The 19166-nt window shown below is 62.6% G+C and carries 17 protein-coding genes, 1 tRNA gene and 1 pseudogene; 12 read left to right on the plus strand and 7 right to left on the minus strand.

The genetic code is table 11. The annotated features are described in order from the left end of the window. The first annotated feature begins 80 nt into the window (after positions 1-80). The 3 genes from ACP8LP_RS05590 (at position 81) to ACP8LP_RS05600 (ending at position 2442) form a co-directional block, all read left to right on the plus strand. Positions 81-1229: a YlbL family protein gene (locus tag ACP8LP_RS05590; protein ID WP_462575123.1), complete on the plus strand. Its 1149-nt coding sequence runs from the start codon at positions 81-83 to the stop codon at positions 1227-1229. Continuing rightward, positions 1226-1789 carry a PPA1309 family protein gene (locus tag ACP8LP_RS05595; RefSeq protein WP_462575133.1) on the plus strand — a complete coding sequence of 188 codons (564 nt, stop codon included), beginning with the start codon at positions 1226-1228 and terminating at the stop codon, positions 1787-1789. Before ACP8LP_RS05590 ends, ACP8LP_RS05595 begins: the two co-directional genes overlap by 4 nt. 167 nt (positions 1790-1956) lie before the next feature. Continuing rightward, positions 1957-2442 carry a universal stress protein gene (locus ACP8LP_RS05600; RefSeq protein ID WP_187117078.1) on the plus strand — a complete coding sequence of 162 codons (486 nt, stop codon included), beginning with the start codon at positions 1957-1959 and terminating at the stop codon, positions 2440-2442. A gap of 73 nt (positions 2443-2515) precedes the next feature. Here the strand turns inward: ACP8LP_RS05600 and ACP8LP_RS05605 are convergent, their stop codons facing one another. Together ACP8LP_RS05605 and ACP8LP_RS05610 are read right to left on the minus strand one after the other, a co-directional pair. Further along, a complete protein-coding gene (locus ACP8LP_RS05605; RefSeq protein ID WP_462575124.1) occupies positions 2516-3160 on the minus strand; it encodes a cation efflux transmembrane domain-containing protein in 645 nt (214 codons plus the stop codon). A 166-nt stretch (positions 3161-3326) separates the two neighbouring features. Then, complete coding sequence (locus ACP8LP_RS05610) at positions 3327-4430, minus strand: hypothetical protein (RefSeq protein WP_462575126.1); 1104 nt, start codon at positions 4428-4430, stop codon at positions 3327-3329. 489 nt (positions 4431-4919) lie between these two features. Here ACP8LP_RS05610 and ACP8LP_RS05615 point away from each other — a divergent pair. Continuing rightward, positions 4920-6154, plus strand: a protein-coding gene (locus tag ACP8LP_RS05615; RefSeq protein ID WP_484484209.1) for an IS3 family transposase whose coding sequence is annotated in 2 segments (ribosomal slippage) — positions 4920-5229 and positions 5229-6154 — 1236 coding nt in all. Because the reading frame shifts where the segments join, the coding sequence is not laid out codon by codon here. Here the strand turns inward: ACP8LP_RS05615 and ACP8LP_RS05620 are convergent. Next, a complete protein-coding gene (locus tag ACP8LP_RS05620; protein ID WP_484483333.1) occupies positions 6112-6513 on the minus strand; it encodes a hypothetical protein in 402 nt (133 codons plus the stop codon). The two genes, ACP8LP_RS05615 and ACP8LP_RS05620, sit on opposite strands and share 43 nt — an antisense overlap. An 85-nt stretch (positions 6514-6598) precedes the next feature. After that, positions 6599-7018 carry a hypothetical protein gene (locus ACP8LP_RS05625; RefSeq protein WP_462575305.1) on the minus strand — a complete coding sequence of 140 codons (420 nt, stop codon included), beginning with the start codon at positions 7016-7018 and terminating at the stop codon, positions 6599-6601. Between the two features lie 698 nt (positions 7019-7716). On the opposite strand from ACP8LP_RS05625, the pseudogene ACP8LP_RS05630 reads away from it, so the two are divergent. Then, positions 7717-8970: pseudogene (locus tag ACP8LP_RS05630) on the plus strand (IS3 family transposase). Between the two features lie 80 nt (positions 8971-9050). Here ACP8LP_RS05630 and ACP8LP_RS05635 read toward each other — a convergent pair. Beyond that, positions 9051-9872, minus strand: coding sequence for a hypothetical protein (locus ACP8LP_RS05635; RefSeq protein WP_462575307.1), 822 nt, complete (start codon positions 9870-9872; stop codon positions 9051-9053). A gap of 372 nt (positions 9873-10244) precedes the next feature. Here ACP8LP_RS05635 and ACP8LP_RS05640 point away from each other — a divergent pair, with 372 nt between their 5' ends. After that, entirely contained in the window at positions 10245-11546 is a 1302-nt protein-coding gene (locus tag ACP8LP_RS05640) for an ISL3 family transposase (protein WP_221268287.1), read from the plus strand. A 299-nt stretch (positions 11547-11845) separates the two neighbouring features. On the opposite strand, the gene ACP8LP_RS05645 is transcribed toward ACP8LP_RS05640, so the two are convergent. Next, positions 11846-11919, minus strand: a tRNA-Met gene (locus tag ACP8LP_RS05645). Between the two features lie 219 nt (positions 11920-12138). Here ACP8LP_RS05645 and ACP8LP_RS05650 point away from each other — a divergent pair. From ACP8LP_RS05650 to serA, 6 genes are read left to right on the plus strand one after another with little or no spacing between them, the layout of a single operon-like run. Next, the gene (locus ACP8LP_RS05650) at positions 12139-13626 is read left to right on the plus strand and encodes an ABC transporter substrate-binding protein (protein ID WP_279187148.1); all 1488 of its coding nucleotides are present in this window, start codon (positions 12139-12141) and stop codon (positions 13624-13626) included. Next, a complete protein-coding gene (locus ACP8LP_RS05655; protein WP_279187149.1) occupies positions 13623-14600 on the plus strand; it encodes an ABC transporter permease in 978 nt (325 codons plus the stop codon). Before ACP8LP_RS05650 ends, ACP8LP_RS05655 begins: the two co-directional genes overlap by 4 nt. Beyond that, on the plus strand, positions 14597-15409 hold the full coding sequence (locus tag ACP8LP_RS05660) for an ABC transporter permease (RefSeq protein WP_016667748.1): 813 nt from the start codon (positions 14597-14599) through the stop codon (positions 15407-15409). The genes ACP8LP_RS05655 and ACP8LP_RS05660 overlap by 4 nt, the downstream gene beginning before the upstream one ends. After that, positions 15409-16221, plus strand: a complete 813-nt coding sequence (locus ACP8LP_RS05665; RefSeq protein WP_279187150.1) for an ABC transporter ATP-binding protein — start codon at positions 15409-15411, stop codon at positions 16219-16221. Before ACP8LP_RS05660 ends, ACP8LP_RS05665 begins: the two co-directional genes overlap by 1 nt. After that, positions 16218-17003, plus strand: a complete 786-nt coding sequence (locus tag ACP8LP_RS05670; protein ID WP_279187151.1) for an ABC transporter ATP-binding protein — start codon at positions 16218-16220, stop codon at positions 17001-17003. The genes ACP8LP_RS05665 and ACP8LP_RS05670 overlap by 4 nt, the downstream gene beginning before the upstream one ends. Before the next feature lie 46 nt (positions 17004-17049). Beyond that, positions 17050-18240: a phosphoglycerate dehydrogenase gene (serA, locus tag ACP8LP_RS05675; protein WP_279187152.1), complete on the plus strand. Its 1191-nt coding sequence runs from the start codon at positions 17050-17052 to the stop codon at positions 18238-18240. Between the two features lie 82 nt (positions 18241-18322). Here the strand turns inward: serA and ACP8LP_RS05680 are convergent, their stop codons facing one another. Beyond that, complete coding sequence (locus ACP8LP_RS05680; protein ID WP_016667744.1) at positions 18323-19111, minus strand: inositol monophosphatase family protein; 789 nt, start codon at positions 19109-19111, stop codon at positions 18323-18325. Between the last annotated feature and the right edge of the window lie 55 nt (positions 19112-19166).

Genomic DNA, 19166 nt, shown 5'->3' on the forward strand with positions numbered 1-19166 from the left:
CTCCGTTCGCTTGGCATGGTGTCCTCGCCAAGTCTAGAGCCGTCGCCGTCGTGGAAAAGTAATTGTCCGTTCCGGCTAGCATGGCCACCATGTCCGAGTCGATCACGCCCAATTCACAGGCGCATGACTCCGGCACGCCCGCAGCGACGACCACCGCGGTCGATGTCGAGGCCCGACAAGGGGTGCGTTTCCCCACCCGTTGGACGGCAATCTCGTCGGCTCTTGTCGTGCTGCTGTGCGTGCTGGCCCTGATCCTCGTGCCCATCCCGTTCGTGGCCAGGTCGCCAGGACAGACCGTGGATCTGCTCTCAACGAACGAGCAGGGCAAGCCGATGATCCAGATTGACGGCTTGACGGCTCGCCACAGCGAGGGCGAAATGAGGATGACAACGGTGTCCATCACCCGCGCGGATTCGCGTCTCAGCCTCGCAGAGGCCTTGGTGGACCGCATTCGTCGGGACCATGACGTCTTGCAGCGGGAAGCCATCTATCCGCCAGGCCACTCTCCTCAGCAGGTCAATGCTGAGGAATCGTACATGATGGACACCTCCCAGCGCGACGCTGCCGTGGCTGCACTGCGCGCTGCAGGCCAGCCTGTCACTGAGATGCCGATGGTCAACGCCGTCAGTGCGGCTGGTCCGGCTCACGGAAAACTCGAGCCGGGTGACCTCATCGAGGAGGTCGATGGGGAGCCGGTGGCCTCCCTTCTCGACGTCGGCAAGGCGGTTCGCAAGCATGCCGTGGGCGACACCGTGGTGTTCGTGGTGTTGCGGAACTCCACTCGCAAAACGATTGCCGTGACGACGGTCTCATCAGTCAGTGACCGCAGAGCTCCTGCCGTCGGCATCACGGTCGACACTGGATACCGATACGCCCCGACGATCACCTATGGAATCCCGGCGGACATCGTCGGTCCTTCAGCCGGACTTGCCATGGCCCTGTCGATCTATCAAATGGTCGCCCCGAATGACCTCATTGGTTCGCTGCGGATTGCCGGTACCGGAAGCATTTCCCCTGATGGCAACGTCGTTGCCATCGGCGGTGTCCAGGAGAAGATATCCGGTGCCGAGCGGGATGGCGCCAAGATCTTCCTCGTGCCAGCAGGTAATTGCCGGGACATCAGTGGGGTTCAGACCTCGATGCGCCTGGTCAAGGTCTCTAGCCTCAAGGACGCCATCGCGGCCATCCAGAAGATCCGCGCTGGCGGAACGGGAGTACCACATTGCTGAATGATGAGGACGACAAGATGAGTCAGGACGCCGAAAACGCGGGGCCCGAGACACCGTCGGTCAATGACGCCCTGGTGGCATGTCTGGCTGAGATCGAGAGGTTCGTCGGGACATCGAGCTGGGGCGGCCCGCCACGCCTGTTCGCCTTGGTGCGCACCGTCGACCTCATGAAGGCTGAGCCTGCCCTTGCCGGTCAGCTCGCCGTGGGTGGACCAGACAGCCTTTCCAGTATCGAGCAGGACGACTTCCGACCGGGAGAGGATCTGGCCCAGGCCCTCGCCACGACAGCCTGGGGAGAGGCCGTTGACGGGGCGGCCATCTGCGTCGAACGGATCTTCCTGCCCGACGAGTGCGCCAACGAGATTCCGGACGATCCGGACAAGGCTGCGGGTTTCGTCGCGGCTCATCCCCATCGTCAGGAAGTACGTGTCGTGGCCGGTGCGCTGCGTGATGGAAGCCATTACGGCGTGGCCCGTCTCGTCGACCATCCGGAGGATTTGCTCGGATCGGTCAATCTCGTCCCGGCCCTGGAGTCTGCGGTTCTCGGCACCCTGGAGTGACGACCGGTCACGAGATCGTCTCGGGGTCGGTAATGTGCATCGTGTCGGTAGCGTGCCGCGACATCTAGGAGACGATCATGACGGAGCAGCAACCCGGGATGGACAAAGATGAGTCCGATATCGACCGCCGTGCATCCGTGACATATGAGCGTTCGCCCCGAGGTACGATGAGGGGCCGTCCGGTCATCATCGCGATCATGCCGGGCATCCCGCGGGCAGTACTCGCGACTGGCGTCGAGCATGCCAGGGCCATGGGTAGCAAGATTGTCTTCGCCCATGTCGCGACCGATCGCGTGCCGAACCCGTCTGATCCCGACCAAAGCCACCCACTCGACCCGACCGCCCAGCGAATCTCGAATGCGACCGCCCGATCGTCGATCCAAAGTTCCTTGGACGCTTTCATGGCGAACTACCCAGAGACGGAGTGGGAGCTCGTCTATCTGTCTGGTCTGCCGGATCAACAGCTTGCTCACCTCGCCCATGACATTGGCGCTGGGTGCTTCGTGCTGGGAACTCGGCGTCCCGGTTTCCGTGCCGGTTTGCAGGAGTGGCTGGACGGATCGGTGGCAGTCCAGCTGGGGCGCCGTCAGCTGCGCCCGGTCATCATCGTCCCGTTGCGAGGCAAGGACTGGGATCAGCCGCTCTGCCAGTGAGTGCCGTCGCGTCTGGCAGCTCCGTGTCGGAAGGCGACCGACGACCGGTACTGGCGAGATGTCTCAATGCGGCTCAGTCCTCGCCAATCTCGAGTTCAGGTACCTCGCGGCGAGCCTGCTCCCACACTTCCTTGGCAGCCGTGGCATTGATGGCGGCCATCACGAGTCCGACGATGACGTCGGGCCAGACCGTGAACCACACCGTCGTGATGAGACCAGCGACGAGGATGAGCACGTTGCCGAGTACGTCATTGCGTGCTGCCAGCCACGCACCTCGAACCAGGCTCGATCTCTGGCGACGCAATGTCATGAGGGCGATGGCACACGACAGGTTGATGAGCAGGGCGATGATGGCCGTCACTGACAACGGCACGGGCTCAGGCGGGACTCCCGAGGTGATCTTCCAGACGGCAGTTCCCAATGCTGCAGCTGCCGGAATGAGGATGAGACCGGCCAACCAAATGCTGGCTTTCCGTCGTGACTGCACCGACCACCCGAGGGCCACCAAGACGAGTCCGTTGATGAGGACGTCCTCGAGGAAGTCGGCCGCGTCGGCGAAGAGAGATGCCGATCCGATGATGGATGCCACCGTGACGTCAATGACCAATCCGATGGCATTGAGGATTGTCACGAGAGCGATGATCCGCCTGGTCGATGGGGAATTGATCTCGTCGGCTGCGTCACTGATGCAGGTGGGGGAGTCATCGAACTGTACCACGAGACATCAGTCTGTCAGATTACGCATGACCGGGTACAAGGCCAAGGAGTGGTTTGACGGCTCGGCCTGCGAACAGGTTTCGGCAGCCGAGCGAAAACCCCGTCGCTACCACGGATCGGACGTGATCGCGGTGGCGACGGGGCTCACGTGTGACTGGGTGTCGGTATCAGAAGATGCCGTCGCGATTGCGGATCTCGGTGATCGACCGGCCGACGGAGGAGGTCTTGACCACGGAGGTATTCCACGTACCGACGCCGGTGACGCGGCTCGTGTCGTACTCGGTTCCAGCGGCCATGAAGTTACCGACATCGGTGGACCAGTACCACGTGTTGGGGGCACCGGAATTCTCCCACCCCATCACGCTGTCCATGGTGGCGTTCCATCCGTCAATCGAGATCTTCATGTTGCGCAGGCCCTCCCGGCCCGCGATCCACGTCTCCACGCGCTGGTCGTACAGCTTGAGGTAGCAGTTGGTGACGGTGTCCTCCGTCATGCCGGGGTTGGCCGCCGTCGCATTCGTCACGAGGGTGGTCCACGGCAGGGGCGCGAACCCTCGCAGCCGGATGCCCCACGCGGCGTAGATGCGGCCACCATGGCAGGCGCCGTCGCCCGGGACGATGGCGAGGACCTTCTTCCTGTCACCGGGATTCCACGTGGTGTTGCGCAGGGCCACTCGCCAGCTGTAGGCGCTAGGGGTGTCAGGGAAGGCGGTGTCGTTGGACTGGTCGGAGGAGGTCCCGATGCGTGCGTGCGTCGACGGGTTATAGAAGGTGAGGTTCGAGGACGTCATTGAGAATGACCGTGTGCGCGTCGTGTTGCCGACGGCCTGGGCGTCGCTGAGGGAGGGAGGCTGATTGTCGCCTTGAGGGGCCCGGGACTTGAGGATGGGATTGGTGTTCGCCGGTCCGGCCACGGCGGTCAGGCTGTCATTGATCACCTTCGACGTGGCGACGTTCTGGAAACCGACGTCGAACCGCAGGGGGAAGGAGGAGTCGAACGTCTTGGTGCCGATGTTCTTGAGGCTGATGCCGACATTGCTCAAGCCGGCACCGTTGGCTCCGGCGGACTGGTTGAACGAGATCGCCATGTTGACGCCGGTGAGGTCAGGCAGGCTCGACTGGTAGGCGGCGAACCATGAATCGATCTCGGCCGCGGCAGTGCCCGGGCACGAGACGGCGTAGGCGGGAAGGGTTGCTGCGGCGCTCACAGCGGGAACGGCCCACGCCAAACCCTTGGTGATGGTCCGGCGGTTGACGTCGTGCTGCGACATGCGGGTTGACCTGCTGTGGGACGACCGGCTCGAGATGGCGAAGCGGCTGGGTGTACACACGGCGGAGGGAAGAGTACACGAGGGCGGTTGACCCCGCAACGACATCGTCTCTCGTGGCCCTCGCCACACGCGGGCCACCTGCGTTCCGGGTCCGGGACGAGCCCGCAGGTTAGTCAGTACAGGTGGGTGTACGCCACAGCACGGGACGCGCCTCCCGAGGTACGTTGACGCTGAAGTGGTACTGCATGACGGGCTCGGTGGTGCTCCCGGAGCGTTCCTTCTGTGGGATGTTGAGGAGCGGGATGTCCTTGCTGTCGGAGGTCGGGAAGCCCTTGCAACCATTGCACAACAAATCCTTGTTGCCGTGGCAGGAAGCGGCTGCTCGAATAGTTGGGGGCAGGTGCTGTTACCGTAGGCAAGGGGCCTTGACCCTTGGTTGTGGACACGTGGAATCCAGCATGGGCTGGAGGAAGCGAGATGATCATCACCATGGCCAGGAAGAACTACTCGATGGAGTTTCGTCAGCAGGCCGTTGACTTGTACGAGACCACGCCCGGTGCGACGTTGAAGCAGATCGCTGGGGAGTTGGGGGTCTCCCGTGGGACCCTGTCGTTGTGGGTCAAGGACTTGGGCAACGGTGTCCGCACCAGCGACGGACCGACCCCAGCCACGCCCCCTTCCGGTGAGTCACCAGTAGCGAGGATCGCCCGGCTGGAGGCCGAGAATGCCCGGTTGCGGGCGGACAAGGCCAGGGTGGAGACCGAACGGGGCATCCTGCGCAAGGCGGCCAAGTATTTCGCCGGGGAGACGAGCTGGTGAACCGCTTCCAGTTCGTCGCCGACCACCAGACCACCTACCAGGTGAAGCGGTTGTGCCAGGTGTTGGAGCTGTCCCGCTCCTCGTTCTATGCCTGGCAGAAAGCCGGCCCGGCCCGTCAGCAGCGCGCTGAGGACGACGCTGTCCTGGCTGCACGGATCCGACGGGTCCAGGACCCGAAAGCTGGTGGGGACCCGGCCTACGGGGCACCGCGGGTGACCGTCGAACTGAACGACGGCGCCGCCCGCGAGGATCGTGTCAACCACAAGCGCGTCGCCAGGGTGATGCGTGCCCACCAGCTGGCGGGGACCCGGCTGCGTCGCAGGGTTCGCACCACGGTCCCGGAACCGGCTGATGAGAAGTTCGGTGACCTGCTGCAGCGGGACTTCACCTCCGAGAAGCCGAACCAGCGTTACGTCGGTGACATCACCTACCTTCCGCTGGCCGGTGGCGGGAACCTCTATCTGGCCACCGTGATCGACTGCTACTCCCGAAAACTGGCCGGCTGGGCGGTCGCGGACCACATGCGCACCGAACTGGTCGAAGACGCGCTGAAAGCCGCCTGCGCGCAGCGCGGCAGTCTCCGGGGTGCGATCTTCCACAGTGACCATGGGTCGGTCTACACCTCGAAGGCCTACGCCAAACTCTGCAAGGGTCTCGGGGTGACCCAGTCGATGGGGGCCGTGGGGACCAGCGCCGACAACAGTCTGGCCGAGTCGTTCAACGCCACCCTCAAACGCGAACTCCTTGCCGGGCAGGCCACGTTCGCTGGGCCTGAATTGTGTCGCCGTCAGGTCTTTCGCTGGGTCACCCGCTACAACACTCGCCGTCGCCATTCCTGGTGCGGCTACCTGTCCCCGAACACCTATGAGGCCCGCCGGGCCGCTACGCTGCCAACCGCAGCGTAATCAACCACCACCGTGTCCACGATCCGGAGCGAAGGCCCGTTCGACGAGGAGGTCGGGGCGATGACCGTGTTATTGTTGGTCACTTGGATCGTGTCGGTGTAATAGGTGGCCCCCGATGTGGTGGCATTCGAGGTGCGGGCATCCAGGTCGCTGATGGTGAAGGAGATCGGGCCCGTCAGACCGGTGAGGTTGAGGGACATGTACTTACTCGTCGTACCGGCGGAGCCGACCTGCTGCCAACCTGACAGATAGATCCTTACGGGCGCCGGACTCATGGTGAGCCGTTCCTGCGAGTCGGTGGCACCGTTGAGGAAATAGGGGTAGGACCCACCGGAGGTGAAGGTCGCGTCGGCCCACACCGATACGTTGCCGTAGGTCTGGGCCGTACCCGGTCCGTAGGCGTTGGGTTTTCATCCAGCGGTGTGAACCCGGTCTGGGACCACGTCAACGGGACACATGTTGCGCGGGAGGTGTGGCCTTGCCACAGGTGATTTCGCTGAGCGTGACGGCCTGGTCGGGATGGGTGTTTCCATGGCGGTCCGAGACCGGGATCTTTGAACCGTACGCATTCCCGAGCTTGATGGTGACAGGTCCGACTGCGGGATCGGCGACGGTGTACGTGGCGCAGCCGCTGGTCGTACCTGTCGCCACGGTCCAGGAGGTCGTCTTGTCGACGGTGGCGTTGCTCAGCGCGGAGGGCGTGATGATGTTGCCCGACTGGCTCACCTGGACCATGTCGGTGAAGTACTGGGCGTGCGTCGAGTTCCTCGAGCTCGTGTAGGAGTCGAGACCGCAGATCTGAAAGCTGATCGGTCCGCCCGCCGTCGTGGGAAAAGCGAGGACGGTCTCACCGTAATCATTCAACGTCGGGGTGACGCCAGTCTTGACATAGCCCGAGAGGATCAGCGAACCGCCGGAAGACGTCAGGTCGAGGGGGAGTACGTGGTTTCGCCGGTGTAGTTCCAGTTCCCATGTTTGCTAGTAGCGACGGTGACCGCAGAGCCCGAGCCGTCCGGTAACTACCCGTCGGACTCGCGTAGCCTCTGAGGGACGTCCACGTGTACGAGGAGCAAGTCGCATCGCTGATGGCGTACGCAGGGGTGGCCGACGCCAGGGAGACGGCTGGAACGGCCCAGGCCGCCCCCTTGACGACGGTTCGACGACTTGTCCGGGTTTTGATCATGGGCGTTCACGATCCTTCCTAACTGCCGGTGAAAGTCGAGCACGGGAGAACCCACAGGCTGTCACGGCAGCTGCCAAGGCGCTACTTATCTCATGCCAACTGGATGAGGTGACTTTGCGCCCGTCAAATCTCACCGTCACCCCCGCAGACCCATGGAGGTCCGTCGTGCTCTCGAAAATTCGACCTTGGAGCGCGTGCGAGGGTTCTCGGTGTCGTCGGGGTCATCATGCTTGGCTTCGCCGTGGCCGGTGGTGGTGTGTGGGCTGTCATGTCGTCGTTCGGTTTCCTGGACGGCTCTCGTTACATTTGGCACCAGTTCATGAATACTTGAATTGCCCTGGGATGTCGGGAGACTCCGGACTTTGGGAAGGTTGGAGTTATGCTAGGCAACGCGATCAAGCGCTACCTGGCTGAGTTGAGGACCAGGGTGGTGTGGATGTATCTCCAGGCCCGTCCGGGCTATGTGGGGGATTGGCCGGGGATGGTTAAGGTCGCTGAGCTGGTCGGGGTCTTGTCCCCGGATACCCTGTGGCGCTGGGTCTGTCAGGGCGAGGTAGACCAGGGTCAACGTTTTGGCCTCACGAGGGGTCGGCCCAGATCAAATGCTTGAAGTGAGAGAATGCTGAGTTGGGAAGGGTGAATGTGATCCTGAAGGGGGCCTGGGCTTTCTTCGCGGCCGGGCTTGACCGGCCAGGGCAGTGATCGTCGACTTCATTGGTGAGCTTGCCGAGCGGCGTGGGGTGATGGGTTGTGGTGGGGTGTCGAGCCGATCTGCCAGGTGCTGCGCGAGCATGGCGTGTAGATCGCCTCATCGACCTTCTACCAGTGGCGCGACAAGCTGTTCTCCAAGCGTGAGCTGCTGGTCGAGATCTGTTGGGTCTACGAGGCTCATTTCGGTGTCTACGGGGCCGGTAAGGTCTGGCTGCAGCTCAACTGGGAAGGTATCCCGGTGGTTCGCTGCAGCGTCGAACGACTCATGCGCGGTGCGGGGCTGGAAGGGGCACGTCGTGGGAAGGTGAAGCGGACCATGATCGCTGGTCGTGCTGCTGAGCGGCCGGATGACCTGGTCAGTCGCCGGTTCGTGCCGTTGGCGCCGGACCGGTTGTGGGTGGCCGACATCACGGATGTGTCGACGTGGTCGGGTTGGGTCTGAGTCGCATTGGTCACCGATGTCTATGCCCGCACAATTGTGGGCTGGCGTTCGGGTACCACGATGACTACCCAGCTGGTGCTGGACGCGTTGGAGCAGGCGATCTGGACTCGGTAACGCGAAGGCCATGACCTGACTGGGCTGGTGCATCACTGGGACCGGGGCAGCCAGTACACCTCAATTGTCTTGTCACAGCGTCTTTTGGAAGCCGAGATTGCTGCCTCGGTCGGGTCGGTCGGGTCGAGCTATGACAACGCTGTGGTGGAGACGATCGACGGGTTGTTCAAGACTGGGCTGATCAAGCCCAGAGCGCCGTGGAAGGGCGTTGATGAGGTCGAGTTCGCCACCGCGGAAGGGGTCGACTGGTTCAACCACCGACGCTTGTATAAGTACTGCGGTGACATCCCGCCCGCCGAGCTGGAACAGGCCTACTACGCTGGCCACAGCCAGCCCCACGAGGAGCTGGAACTGTCACACCACTGAGTCCCCGGACTCACCGGGGCGATTCAAGAGCCAGTTTACGCACGGTGTTGAAAGAGGCGTCGGTCTACGACGAATGCGGGTTAATGGTCTTGCGGTGTGGGGCGCTGGGCGATGGCATCGAGAACGCGTGAGTGGGTGGCGATCCATTCGGCCGCGTCGGGGTTGATGTTGCGGGCGACGGTGTCGATCGCTGTTACGTAGTGGGCAAGCCTACGAATCTCAGCTTGTCGGTCAGGGTGAGCGCTGATGAGGGGCTCTTGATGGGAGGCGCGGTTACGGACGTGGCGGATGAGCTCCACGTTTTCCTCGAAGTCGCGTCGGCTACGCCCCGGGTAGTGAGGCATGCCTCCGTTACGTAAGTCAGTGAGAGCTTTCCATACGGTTGCTTCCAGGCGCGGTGTGAGCAGAAAGCGCCAGTTGTCCAGTGACAGACTCGCCACGATCTGATCAGGGGTCGCATCGAGCCCCGCGCGCCGCAGTCGCGCCTCGGCCCTGGCGACGTTACGCGGGAAACCACCGAGCCGATAGCTCGAGGATTTCCACCAACGCCGTATGCCAGTATCGGCGCTCAGGCGCACGTCAATGAAGTTTCTCAGGAGTACCTCGACATGGCTGATGTCTTCCAAGAATGCTTTCGAGATGCGGGTGTTCCACACGTACCACGTATCGACTGGTTCGATCCGGTAGCGGCTGAGCCTGGCGGGTGAGAACCACTCCTGCAACGTCTCACGACTCACCGTGAGAGCGTGGTAAGGTGGGTGACGATAGGCCTCGGGAAGGTCAATGCCGCGAAACATCGGTATACCCCCGAGGTCATTGTTTTGCCCAGGCCCCTCCTCGCATACTTGCGGGGCGTCATTGGCTGCCGTCATCTCGTCTCTTCCCGCTACGTGGCTGTCCATGTTCACGGGCAGGTACGGCAATGAGGTTCACCAACCGGTTCCGCACACGAACCTCCACCAAGCATACGCTGGCAAGCTCCCTCTCGGCCCCACCACAACATCAACTGCTGACTCGAACACCTTTGAGGCAGCGCTTTCGGCTTGCGCAACCCCACCCACGACACCGTCCGCTTACTACTCGAAGCTGAGGGATTCAGACCCTACCTACCCCCTCGATTGTGAAGAGCCCGTTATCGTTGGCATATAGAATGAGGGTGTGCCACATCGGCTAATGTGGCTCATCCCAGTGAACGGTGGGTGGTGAGGTTGTAGGCAGGGGTCGAGGCCCTCGATGATGGAGGTTCCTACCCCGTCCATACCGAGAGCCTCGATGTGTTCAACGCTACCTTCTGTCGTCCGGATCTGACTACCTTCCTCGGCTTGGCCGACCTCGGCTTGGAGGCGATCGGGCTCCGTCTCGAGGCTGGTCGTGCTGTGATTGAGTGTGTCCCGATTAGCGACGACAGTTGGTGCCATCGCTGCGGATGTCGGGGTGTTCGGCATGGGGTCGTGGACCGTTGGTTGGCGCATATTCCGTTGGGTTGGCGCCCCACGATGCTGCTGGTTCGCCTGCCCAGGTATCGCTGTCGCGGGTGTGGTTGCTGTTGGCGTCACGACCTGGAGTTGGCTGCTGGGCCGCGAGCCAAGATGACTCGTGCCGCGGTCTGCTGGGGGCTGGAAGCACTGGTGGTGGATCGGCTCTCTATCTCGCGGATAGCGGCGGCGCTCGGGGTCGCTTGGGACACCGCGAACACCGCGATCCTCGACGCCGGGCAGCAGTTGCTCATTGAGCATCCTGGCCGTCTGAACGGGATCGAAGTCCTGGGTGTTGATGAGCATGTCTGGCGCCACACTCGGCTGGGCGACAAGTACGTCACGGTCATCATCGACCTCACACCGGTCCGCGATGGCAGCGGTTCGTCCCGGCTGCTCGCGATGATTCCCGGGCGCTCCAAGGCAGTGTTCAGGACTTGGCTCGATCAGCAGTCCCAAGACTTCCGTCAAGGAGTCGAGATCGTGGCGATGGACGGCTTTACTGGGTTCAAGACCGCGGCCGCTGAGGCGATCCCTGATGCGGTCACGGTCATGGACCCTTTCCATGTCGTCAAGCTCGCCGCAGACGCTTTGGACGCGACCCGACAGCGGGTCCAGCAGGAAGTCCATGGGCATCGCGGCCGCAACCATGATGCGCTCTATCAGGCCCGGCGGCTACTCCATACCGGCTTGGATCTGCTCCGACCACGACAGATCGAGCGACTCGAGGACCTGTTCGCCTGCGATGATCACGTCGGCGTCGAGGTGACATGGAGCGTCTATCAGCAGCTGGTCTCGGCTTACCGGAGCAAGGACGCCACAGCCGGGAAGGCCTCGCTCGCCCGCATCATCGAGTCGCTGGCCCACGGGGTCCCCAAGGCTCTGCCCGAGTTGGCAAGACTTGGCAGGACGCTCAACAAGCGCCGCAGCGACGTCCTGGCGTTCTTCGATCATCCCGGCACCAGCAACGGCCCTACCGAAGCGATCAACGGACGGCTCGAGCACCTCCGCGGGACCGCTCTCGGGTTCCGTAACCTGACCAACTACATCCGAAGGGCGATACTCGACACCGGCGGTTTCAGACCCGCCTTCCACCGATGATTGGGAAGAGCCGCTAATGTGACACACCCTCATAGATATTCTGTTGTGTATTTTGTTGTGATGATGGCTCACGGCTTAGCTTAATGCCACTAGCGACGTTCGTGTGGGCTGTGCTGCGCGTGGCGCGTTTGGTCCAGGACGAGCTCACGTGAGGATGGGAGCATATGACACCCCACAGCGGGGTTTCCATGCCCCGGTCCTGAAATAAATGGTTCTTTTTCTGGCCCCTCGGACCATTTTCGCAGGGCATGACAAGAGCCCCTGACCGATGTTTCACCAGGTCAGGGGCTCTTTCTTCGTAGCGGGGACAGGATTTGAACCTGTGACCTCCGGGTTATGAGCCCGGCGAGCTACCGAACTGCTCCACCCCGCGTCGACCTGCTCGACTATACAGATCACACTGGTGCAATACAAATCGGGGTGGGATGTGCCCGAACGATCGGCGCATCACCCCCTATCTGCGGCATCCGTCCGGCCGCCTTCGGAAACCGTGCACATCTGACTGCAGTACTGACCCCCGCAGACTGCGTGAGGTCGGGGGCGGTTATGCTCATTCGCAGGGCACCACGCCCGAAGGGAGCATGACCAGACGATGCGAGGCCAGTTGAAGGCTGCGGGACTTGCCGTGGCAGTGGCTCTGTCGACCACCGGAATTACCGGCTGCCAGTCCGCAGAAGAGGGAGTTCTCACCATTGGGGCGACGGCTGCTCCGCCGACACTGGACTTGGTGTCAAATGCTGCCGCAGCGATCCCGCAGGTTCTTCTCTACAACGTGTACGAGACCCTCATCCGCGTCGACGACTCGGGCAAGCTCGTCGGTCTGCTGGCGAAGTCGTGGCAGCTGTCCGAGGACGGACTTCACCTCGCCTTCCACCTCGATCCCTCAGCGCGCTTCGCATCCGGGGCCGCGGTGAACTCAGCGGCGGTGAAGGCATCCCTGGAGCGGATGAGAGCCGAATCCGCCAGCCCCGTCAACCAGGCGAACCTGTCGGCAGTCAAGGCCATCCGTACCCCTGACGACGCCACCGTCATTCTTGACCTGTCCCATCGCGACAACTTCCTGTTGTTCAACCTGGCCAGCACATCGGGTGTCGTCATTGATCCCGCCACCAAGGATCTGGCCACCCAGCCGCAAGGATCTGGCCCCTACGTCGTCACCGAGTTCACGCCGGGTCACTCGGTGACCTTGTCGCCGTCCCCTCATCCGTGGCATGAGGGGGGCCGTCCCACCGTTCGTTTCTCGTACTACTCGGACCCGACCTCGCAGACGGCCGCCCTGCTGTCGGGAGACCTTGACGTCGTCTCTGATCTGACGACTCCCCAGGCTCTCTCCCGCTTCACGAGCAACCCGGCCTACCGGGTCCTGCGAGGAACCACCAACGGCGAGGTCGTGCTGGGTATGAACAACACTTCCAAGCCGCTGTCAGACCGACGGGTTCGGCAGGCCATCCTCATGGCGATCGATCGCAACGGATTGCTGGACGTCGTGTGGAATGGCCAGGGAACACTCATCGGCTCGATGGTTCCACCCACCGACCCCTGGTTCACCGACCTGTCCCACACCTGGCCCTATGACCCGGCACGGGCGCGCAAGCTACTTGCTGAGGCCGGGTACCCCAACGGACTGACCCTCAGACTGCGGGCCGCGGCCCTGCCCTACGCGACGGCAGCCTCTCGGGTGGTTGCCTCCGACCTGGCCCAGATCGGGATCACCGTCGACAGCGACGAGCTGGAATTCCCGGCCCGCTGGCTCGATGTCGTCTACACCCATGCTGATTACGACCTGACGATCGTCGCCCACGTGGAGGCACGCGACATCGTCAACTGGGCCAACCCCGACTACTACTGGCGCTACCGCAACAAGGAATTCAACCGGCTCATCGAATCCGCCCGGACGGGACCAGCCGACCGCACCAACGAGACCATGATGCAGGCCAGTCGGATCTTGGCGACTGACGCCGCCGGAGGATTCCTCTTCCTGATGCCAAAGATCACCATCAGCAAGGCTGGCATCAGCGGGCTACAGCGCAATACCACCTCGATGAGCTTCGACCTCACCAAGGTCAGGAGGACGAGGTGACCGTCCTCAAACGCGTGCTCCTCCCATTGGGGGAGTTGCTGGTGTGGCTGCTGGTCGCATCCTTGATCGTCTTCGCCCTGCTCAGCTTGCTTCCCGGTGACGTCGCCCAGGTCATTCTGGGCGCCAACGCGGACCCGAAAGCTGCAGCAGCCGTGCGTACCCGACTGGGCTTGGACCTCCCGTGGCCCCAGCGGTACTGGGATTGGATCAGTTCCCTGGTCAGGGGCGACCTGGGCATCTCCATCGTTTCCGCTGAACCGATCGGTCCGCAGATTGTGTCGCGACTGGCAGTGACGGGTTGGCTCGTCGGGCTGTCGTTGCTGCTGGCCCTGGTGGTCTGCTTGCCGGTGGGAGCCTACGCGGCCGTCCATCGTCGTGAGGGTCGAGGATTTGCGGCTTCCGCACTGTCTCAGGTCCTCATGAGCATTCCTGCCTTCCTCGCCGGAATCCTCCTCATCCTGCTGTTCTCGGTGACCCTCGGATGGCTGCCTGCCGGAGGATACGTACCGCTGCATGAGGATGTCGGAGGATGGGTGGCGCACCTGGTTCTTCCGGTGTTGTCCCTGTCCATCGTGCAGGCCGCAGTGATGACACGTTACGTACGTAGCGCCTTCATCGACGTTCTCGCTGACGATCACCTGCGCACGGCACGCGCCGTCGGCTGGCGGCTGTGGCCCGCACTGCATCGTCACGGATTGCGCAACGCCTCGATCAGCTTGGCCACGGTTCTTGGTCTGCAGGCCAGCGCAATGCTGGTGGGAGCCATCGTCGTCGAAGAGGTCTTCGTCATTCCCGGTCTGGGGTCCTATCTCCTCGATGCTGTCAGTACCCGTGATCTTCTCGTCGTCAGTGACGTCGTCATGGTCATCGTGGCCATCGTGTTGGTGATCTCCTACCTCACGGATCTCCTCATCGTGGCCCTCGATCCTCGGCTGCGTACCAGTGCCATCTCCAGACAGGGGGACCACTCATGAGGAGGGCAGGTCTGGTCATTGGGTGTGTTCTGGTGGGCTTGGTCGTCGTGGCTGGAATCACCTCTGCGGTGTGGACGCCATACGATCCCAATCTCGTCGTCCCGGCAGATCGTCTTCTGGGACCAAGCAGCCAGCATTGGCTTGGGACTGACGGATTCGGCTCCGACATTGCATCCCGGATGCTCGTGGGTGCTCGTACCTGTCTGCTCGTCGGAGTGGTGTCGGTACTCATCGCCGCCGGAATCGGCGTGCCGTGGGGGGTGACATCCGCCATGCTTCCTCGCCCCTGGTCCACGATCGTGGGACGAGCTGCCGATCTGCTGTACGCGTTCCCAGCCCTGTTGCTGGCGATCATCCTGGCCGCGGCAGTGGGGGGATCAACCCTGACCGGCATGGTGGCCATCGGTGTCTCGACGGTCCCCGTGTTCGCCCGTATCACGCGAACCGCCAGCCGACAGATCCTTTCCCAGGACTACATCGTCGCGGCGCGCAGCTCAGGGATGTCATGGCATTCCATCGCCTACAACCACGTGCTGTCCAACATTGCTCCGCTGATCGGCGTGCAGGCCTCAGTGTCCTATGGCACGGCGATCCTCGCGGAGGCCGCGCTGAGTTATCTCGGTCTGGCTACTCCGGCAACCGTCGCCACCTGGGGACGAATGCTGCGTGATTCCCAGGTGTACCTTTTCGACAGCCCCTGGCTGACCGTGGCGCCTGCCCTGGCGATTGCCGCAGCCGTCATGGGATTCACGCTCCTGGGAGACGGGTTGCGTGATTTCCTTGATCCGAGATTGCGGGAGGTCCGCTGATGGCACTTCTGGAGGTCAACGATCTCGTTGTCGATTTCGGACGGCATCGTCGGGTCGCTGTGGACCACGTCAGTTGGTCCCTGGACCCCGGTGAGCGTCTCGGCCTTATCGGTGAGTCCGGATCGGGGAAATCTGTCACCGCCCTGGCGATCATGGGTCTGCTTCCTGGCAACGCCCACGTGTCGGGTTCCATCCGTTGGCGTGGCGAGGAGCTCATCGGGGCCAGCGATCGGGCCATGTCCGCGTTGCGGGGCAGTGGCATCGGCATGGTTTTCCAGGAACCCATGACAGCACTGGACCCGACGATGAAGGTCGGGAGACAGGTTGGCGAGGTTGCCCTGCTGCACCATTCCGTCGCGCGAGGCCGGACTCATGACCGCGTCCTGGAGATGCTGGAACAGGTTGGTATCGAGGATCCGACCCGAGTGGCGAACTCCTACCCGCACCAACTCTCTGGTGGCCAGCGTCAGAGAGTTCTGCTCGCCATGGCCTTGGTCAATTCCCCAGACCTGCTCATTTGCGACGAACCGACGACAGCCCTTGACGTGACGGTGCAGGCCCAGGTTCTCACAACGATTGACCAGGTGCTCGACTCAGTGGGCGCGGCATGTTTGTTCATTACCCACGACCTGGCGGTGGTGTCCCACATTTGCCACGACCTCATCGTCATGACCTCGGGCCAGATCGTCGAAACCGGTCCATCCCGCACAGTGCTGTCCGAACCTGATCACCCCTACACCCGACGGCTGCTGCGAGCCGCCCGACTCGACCTTGTCGAGCCCGGGACGACGATTGTGTTGGAGGATTCATGACCACCCAGATCGAGGTCGAGGACCTGCATCTTCATCTGGGACCGCGTGGCGCCGGGATCGACGCCCTGGACGGAATCTCCCTGCACGTCGGCGAGGGGGAACGGCTCGGCCTGGTGGGGGAGTCTGGGTCGGGGAAGTCAACCCTGCTGAAAGTCATGATGGCCTTGCGTCGACCGGATTCCGGCACCGTCCGCTTCCGGGGACGATCCCTGAGCGACATCGACGCGGTACGCGATTTGCGCCGGTCGGCCGCGATGGTGTTCCAGGACCCACGGTCCTCCCTGGACCCGCGTATGAACATCGGTCGGGCGATCACCGAGCCACTGCGGTCCCCGGTTGCCCGGCGTATGACCCGTGAGGAACGCAAGGACCGGCTGGCAGAGGTCATGGTTGACGTCGGTTTGGATCCCGAGTCCGCCAGCCGATTTCCACACGAGTTCTCTGGCGGCCAGCGTCAGCGCATTGCCATTGCCAGGGCCTTGGTCACTGAACCTGACGTCCTGCTGGCCGATGAACCGGTGTCCGCTCTCGACGTGTCGGTGCGTGCTCAGGTGCTGAACCTGCTCAATGACTTGGTGCGTCAACGGGGACTGACGATGGTCTTCGTTTCTCACGACCTGGCCGTGGTGCGTCACCTGTGCGACACCGTGGCCGTCATGAGTGCTGGACGCATCGTCGAGCGAGGCCGACTTTCTGACGTCTACCGCGATCCGCAGCACGAGGTCACCCAGGAATTGTTGACTGCGATTCCTCGTATCCGTGTGGACGATTCCACCCACTGAGACGAACTCGGTAGTTCGGCCCTGCTCCCTCCATAAACTGACCGTCATGAAGGCGCTCCTGCTCGAAAACATCCACGATGAAGCCGTTCGAACCCTGAAACATGCCGGTTACGAGGTCGAGCGGGTGAGCGAGGCCCTCGACGAGGACGACCTCATCAGTGCCCTCGACGGAGTTGATTTGTTGGGCATCCGGTCGCGGACTCGCATCAGCCGTCGAGTCGTCGAGGCGTGTGGTGACAACCTATCCGCCGTGGGCGCCTTCTGCATTGGCACGAACCAGATGGATCTGGCCACCATGGCCCAGGCTGGTGTTCCGGCCTTCAACGCCCCTTATTCCAACACCCGTTCGGTTGTTGAACTGGTGATGGCGGAGATCATTGCGTTGGCCCGTCGTCTCGGTGATCGCAATACCCAGATGCACAACGGAGTGTGGCGCAAGTCCGCCATTGGGTCCCACGAGATCCGCGGTCGTCGTCTCGGCATCATCGGATACGGAAATATCGGCCAGCAGCTGTCCGTGGTGGCCGAATCCATGGGCATGCAGGTCTTCTTCTACGACATTGTCGACGTACTGCCCATGGGGAACGCCCACAAGTGTGAGTCCATGGAGGAGTTGCTGGGCAGCGTCGATACCGTGTCCTTGCACGTTGATGGACGCCCGAGCAACAACAACCTCATCGGAGCGCGGGAGTTCGCCATGATGAGGCCGCGCTCGTTGTTCCTCAATCTTTCCCGCGGCAAGATCGTCGACATTGACGCCCTGGTCGACAATCTGCGTACCGGCCACATCGCGGGTGCTGGAGTCGATGTCTACCCCGAGGAACCCGCCTCGGGCAAGGAGCTGTTCACCTCCCCGTTGCGTGAGTTGGACAATGTGATCCTCACTCCGCACATTGGTGGTTCGACCCAGGAAGCCCAGGTCGACATCGGTCGCTATGTCGCCGGAAAGCTCATCGATTACGTCGAGAATGGCGCAACCGGGATGAGCGTCAATATTCCCGAGATCACGCCTTCCCCGCGTACTGGCGCCCGTATTGGTCACCTTCATCGCAATATTCCCGGTGTGATGGCCACGCTCAACCGACTCGTCGCTGACCAGGGCGGCAACGTCACGTATCAGGCGCTGGCCACCAAGGGGGAGCTCGGCTACTGTGTCCTCGACATTGCCGAAACTGACGGCGGGTTGTTGGCCAGTGTCACCGATCTCGAGGGGACGATTCGCGCCAGAATCCTCTGATCTCCGCGACACAAAGAGCGGGCGGGTGATCATCACCCGTCCGCTTCTATTCTCAACGGGTTCTGATGCTGACGACGCAGCCTCAATCCTCAGGCTGAACCATGGCCAAGGCCTCGGCATGAAGGAATCCGTTGGACGCCATGGCATTTCCTGACCAGGGACCGTCCTTGCCGTCGAGACCAGTGAATGTGCCGCCGGCTTCGGTGACGATGACGTCAAGGGCGGCCATGTCGTGCAGCCCCAGCTCCGGTTCGCACGCCAGGTCAACGGTTCCTTCGGCAACCAACATGTACGACCAGAAATCACCGAAGGCGCGGGTACGCCACACCGATCTCATGAGTTCACCAAAACCGCGACCGCGACCTCCCTCCACCCATCCATGGAGGGAGGAGTAGGACAGGAAGGCGTCGTCAAGGTTGCGCACATTGGATACGTGAATGGGCGTTGCCGAGGCAAGCGACTTGCCGGTCCACGCGCCGGAGCCCTTGGCAGCCCACCAGCGACGTCTCAAGGCTGGAGCCGACACGACGGACGCGACGATCTCGTCCTCGACACTGAGTGCAATGAGGGTTGCCCATACCGGAACTCCGCGCAGGAAATTCGCGGTGCCGTCGATCGGATCGATGATCCAGCGACGCGGGCCCTCGCCGGTGTCAGCCCGTTCCTCGCCATGCACCGCGTCTCGGGAGCGCATCCGTGACAAGGTGCGGCGAATCGAGTCCTCAACGGCCAGATCTGCATCGGTCACTTCGGAACGATCGGGCTTGGTCGAGACCGTCAGGTCCCTGGCTCCGAATCGAGACATCGTCAAGGAGTCGGCATCGTCAGCGAGGATGTGTGCCAGGCGGAGGTCATCGGTGTGGTCGGCCATGCCCTCACCTTACTGGTGTGGGTGTGGCATCAAGGGCACCAAAACCCGGGTGGCT

The sequence above is a fragment of the Cutibacterium sp. LaCa_89 genome, assembly GCF_058177555.1.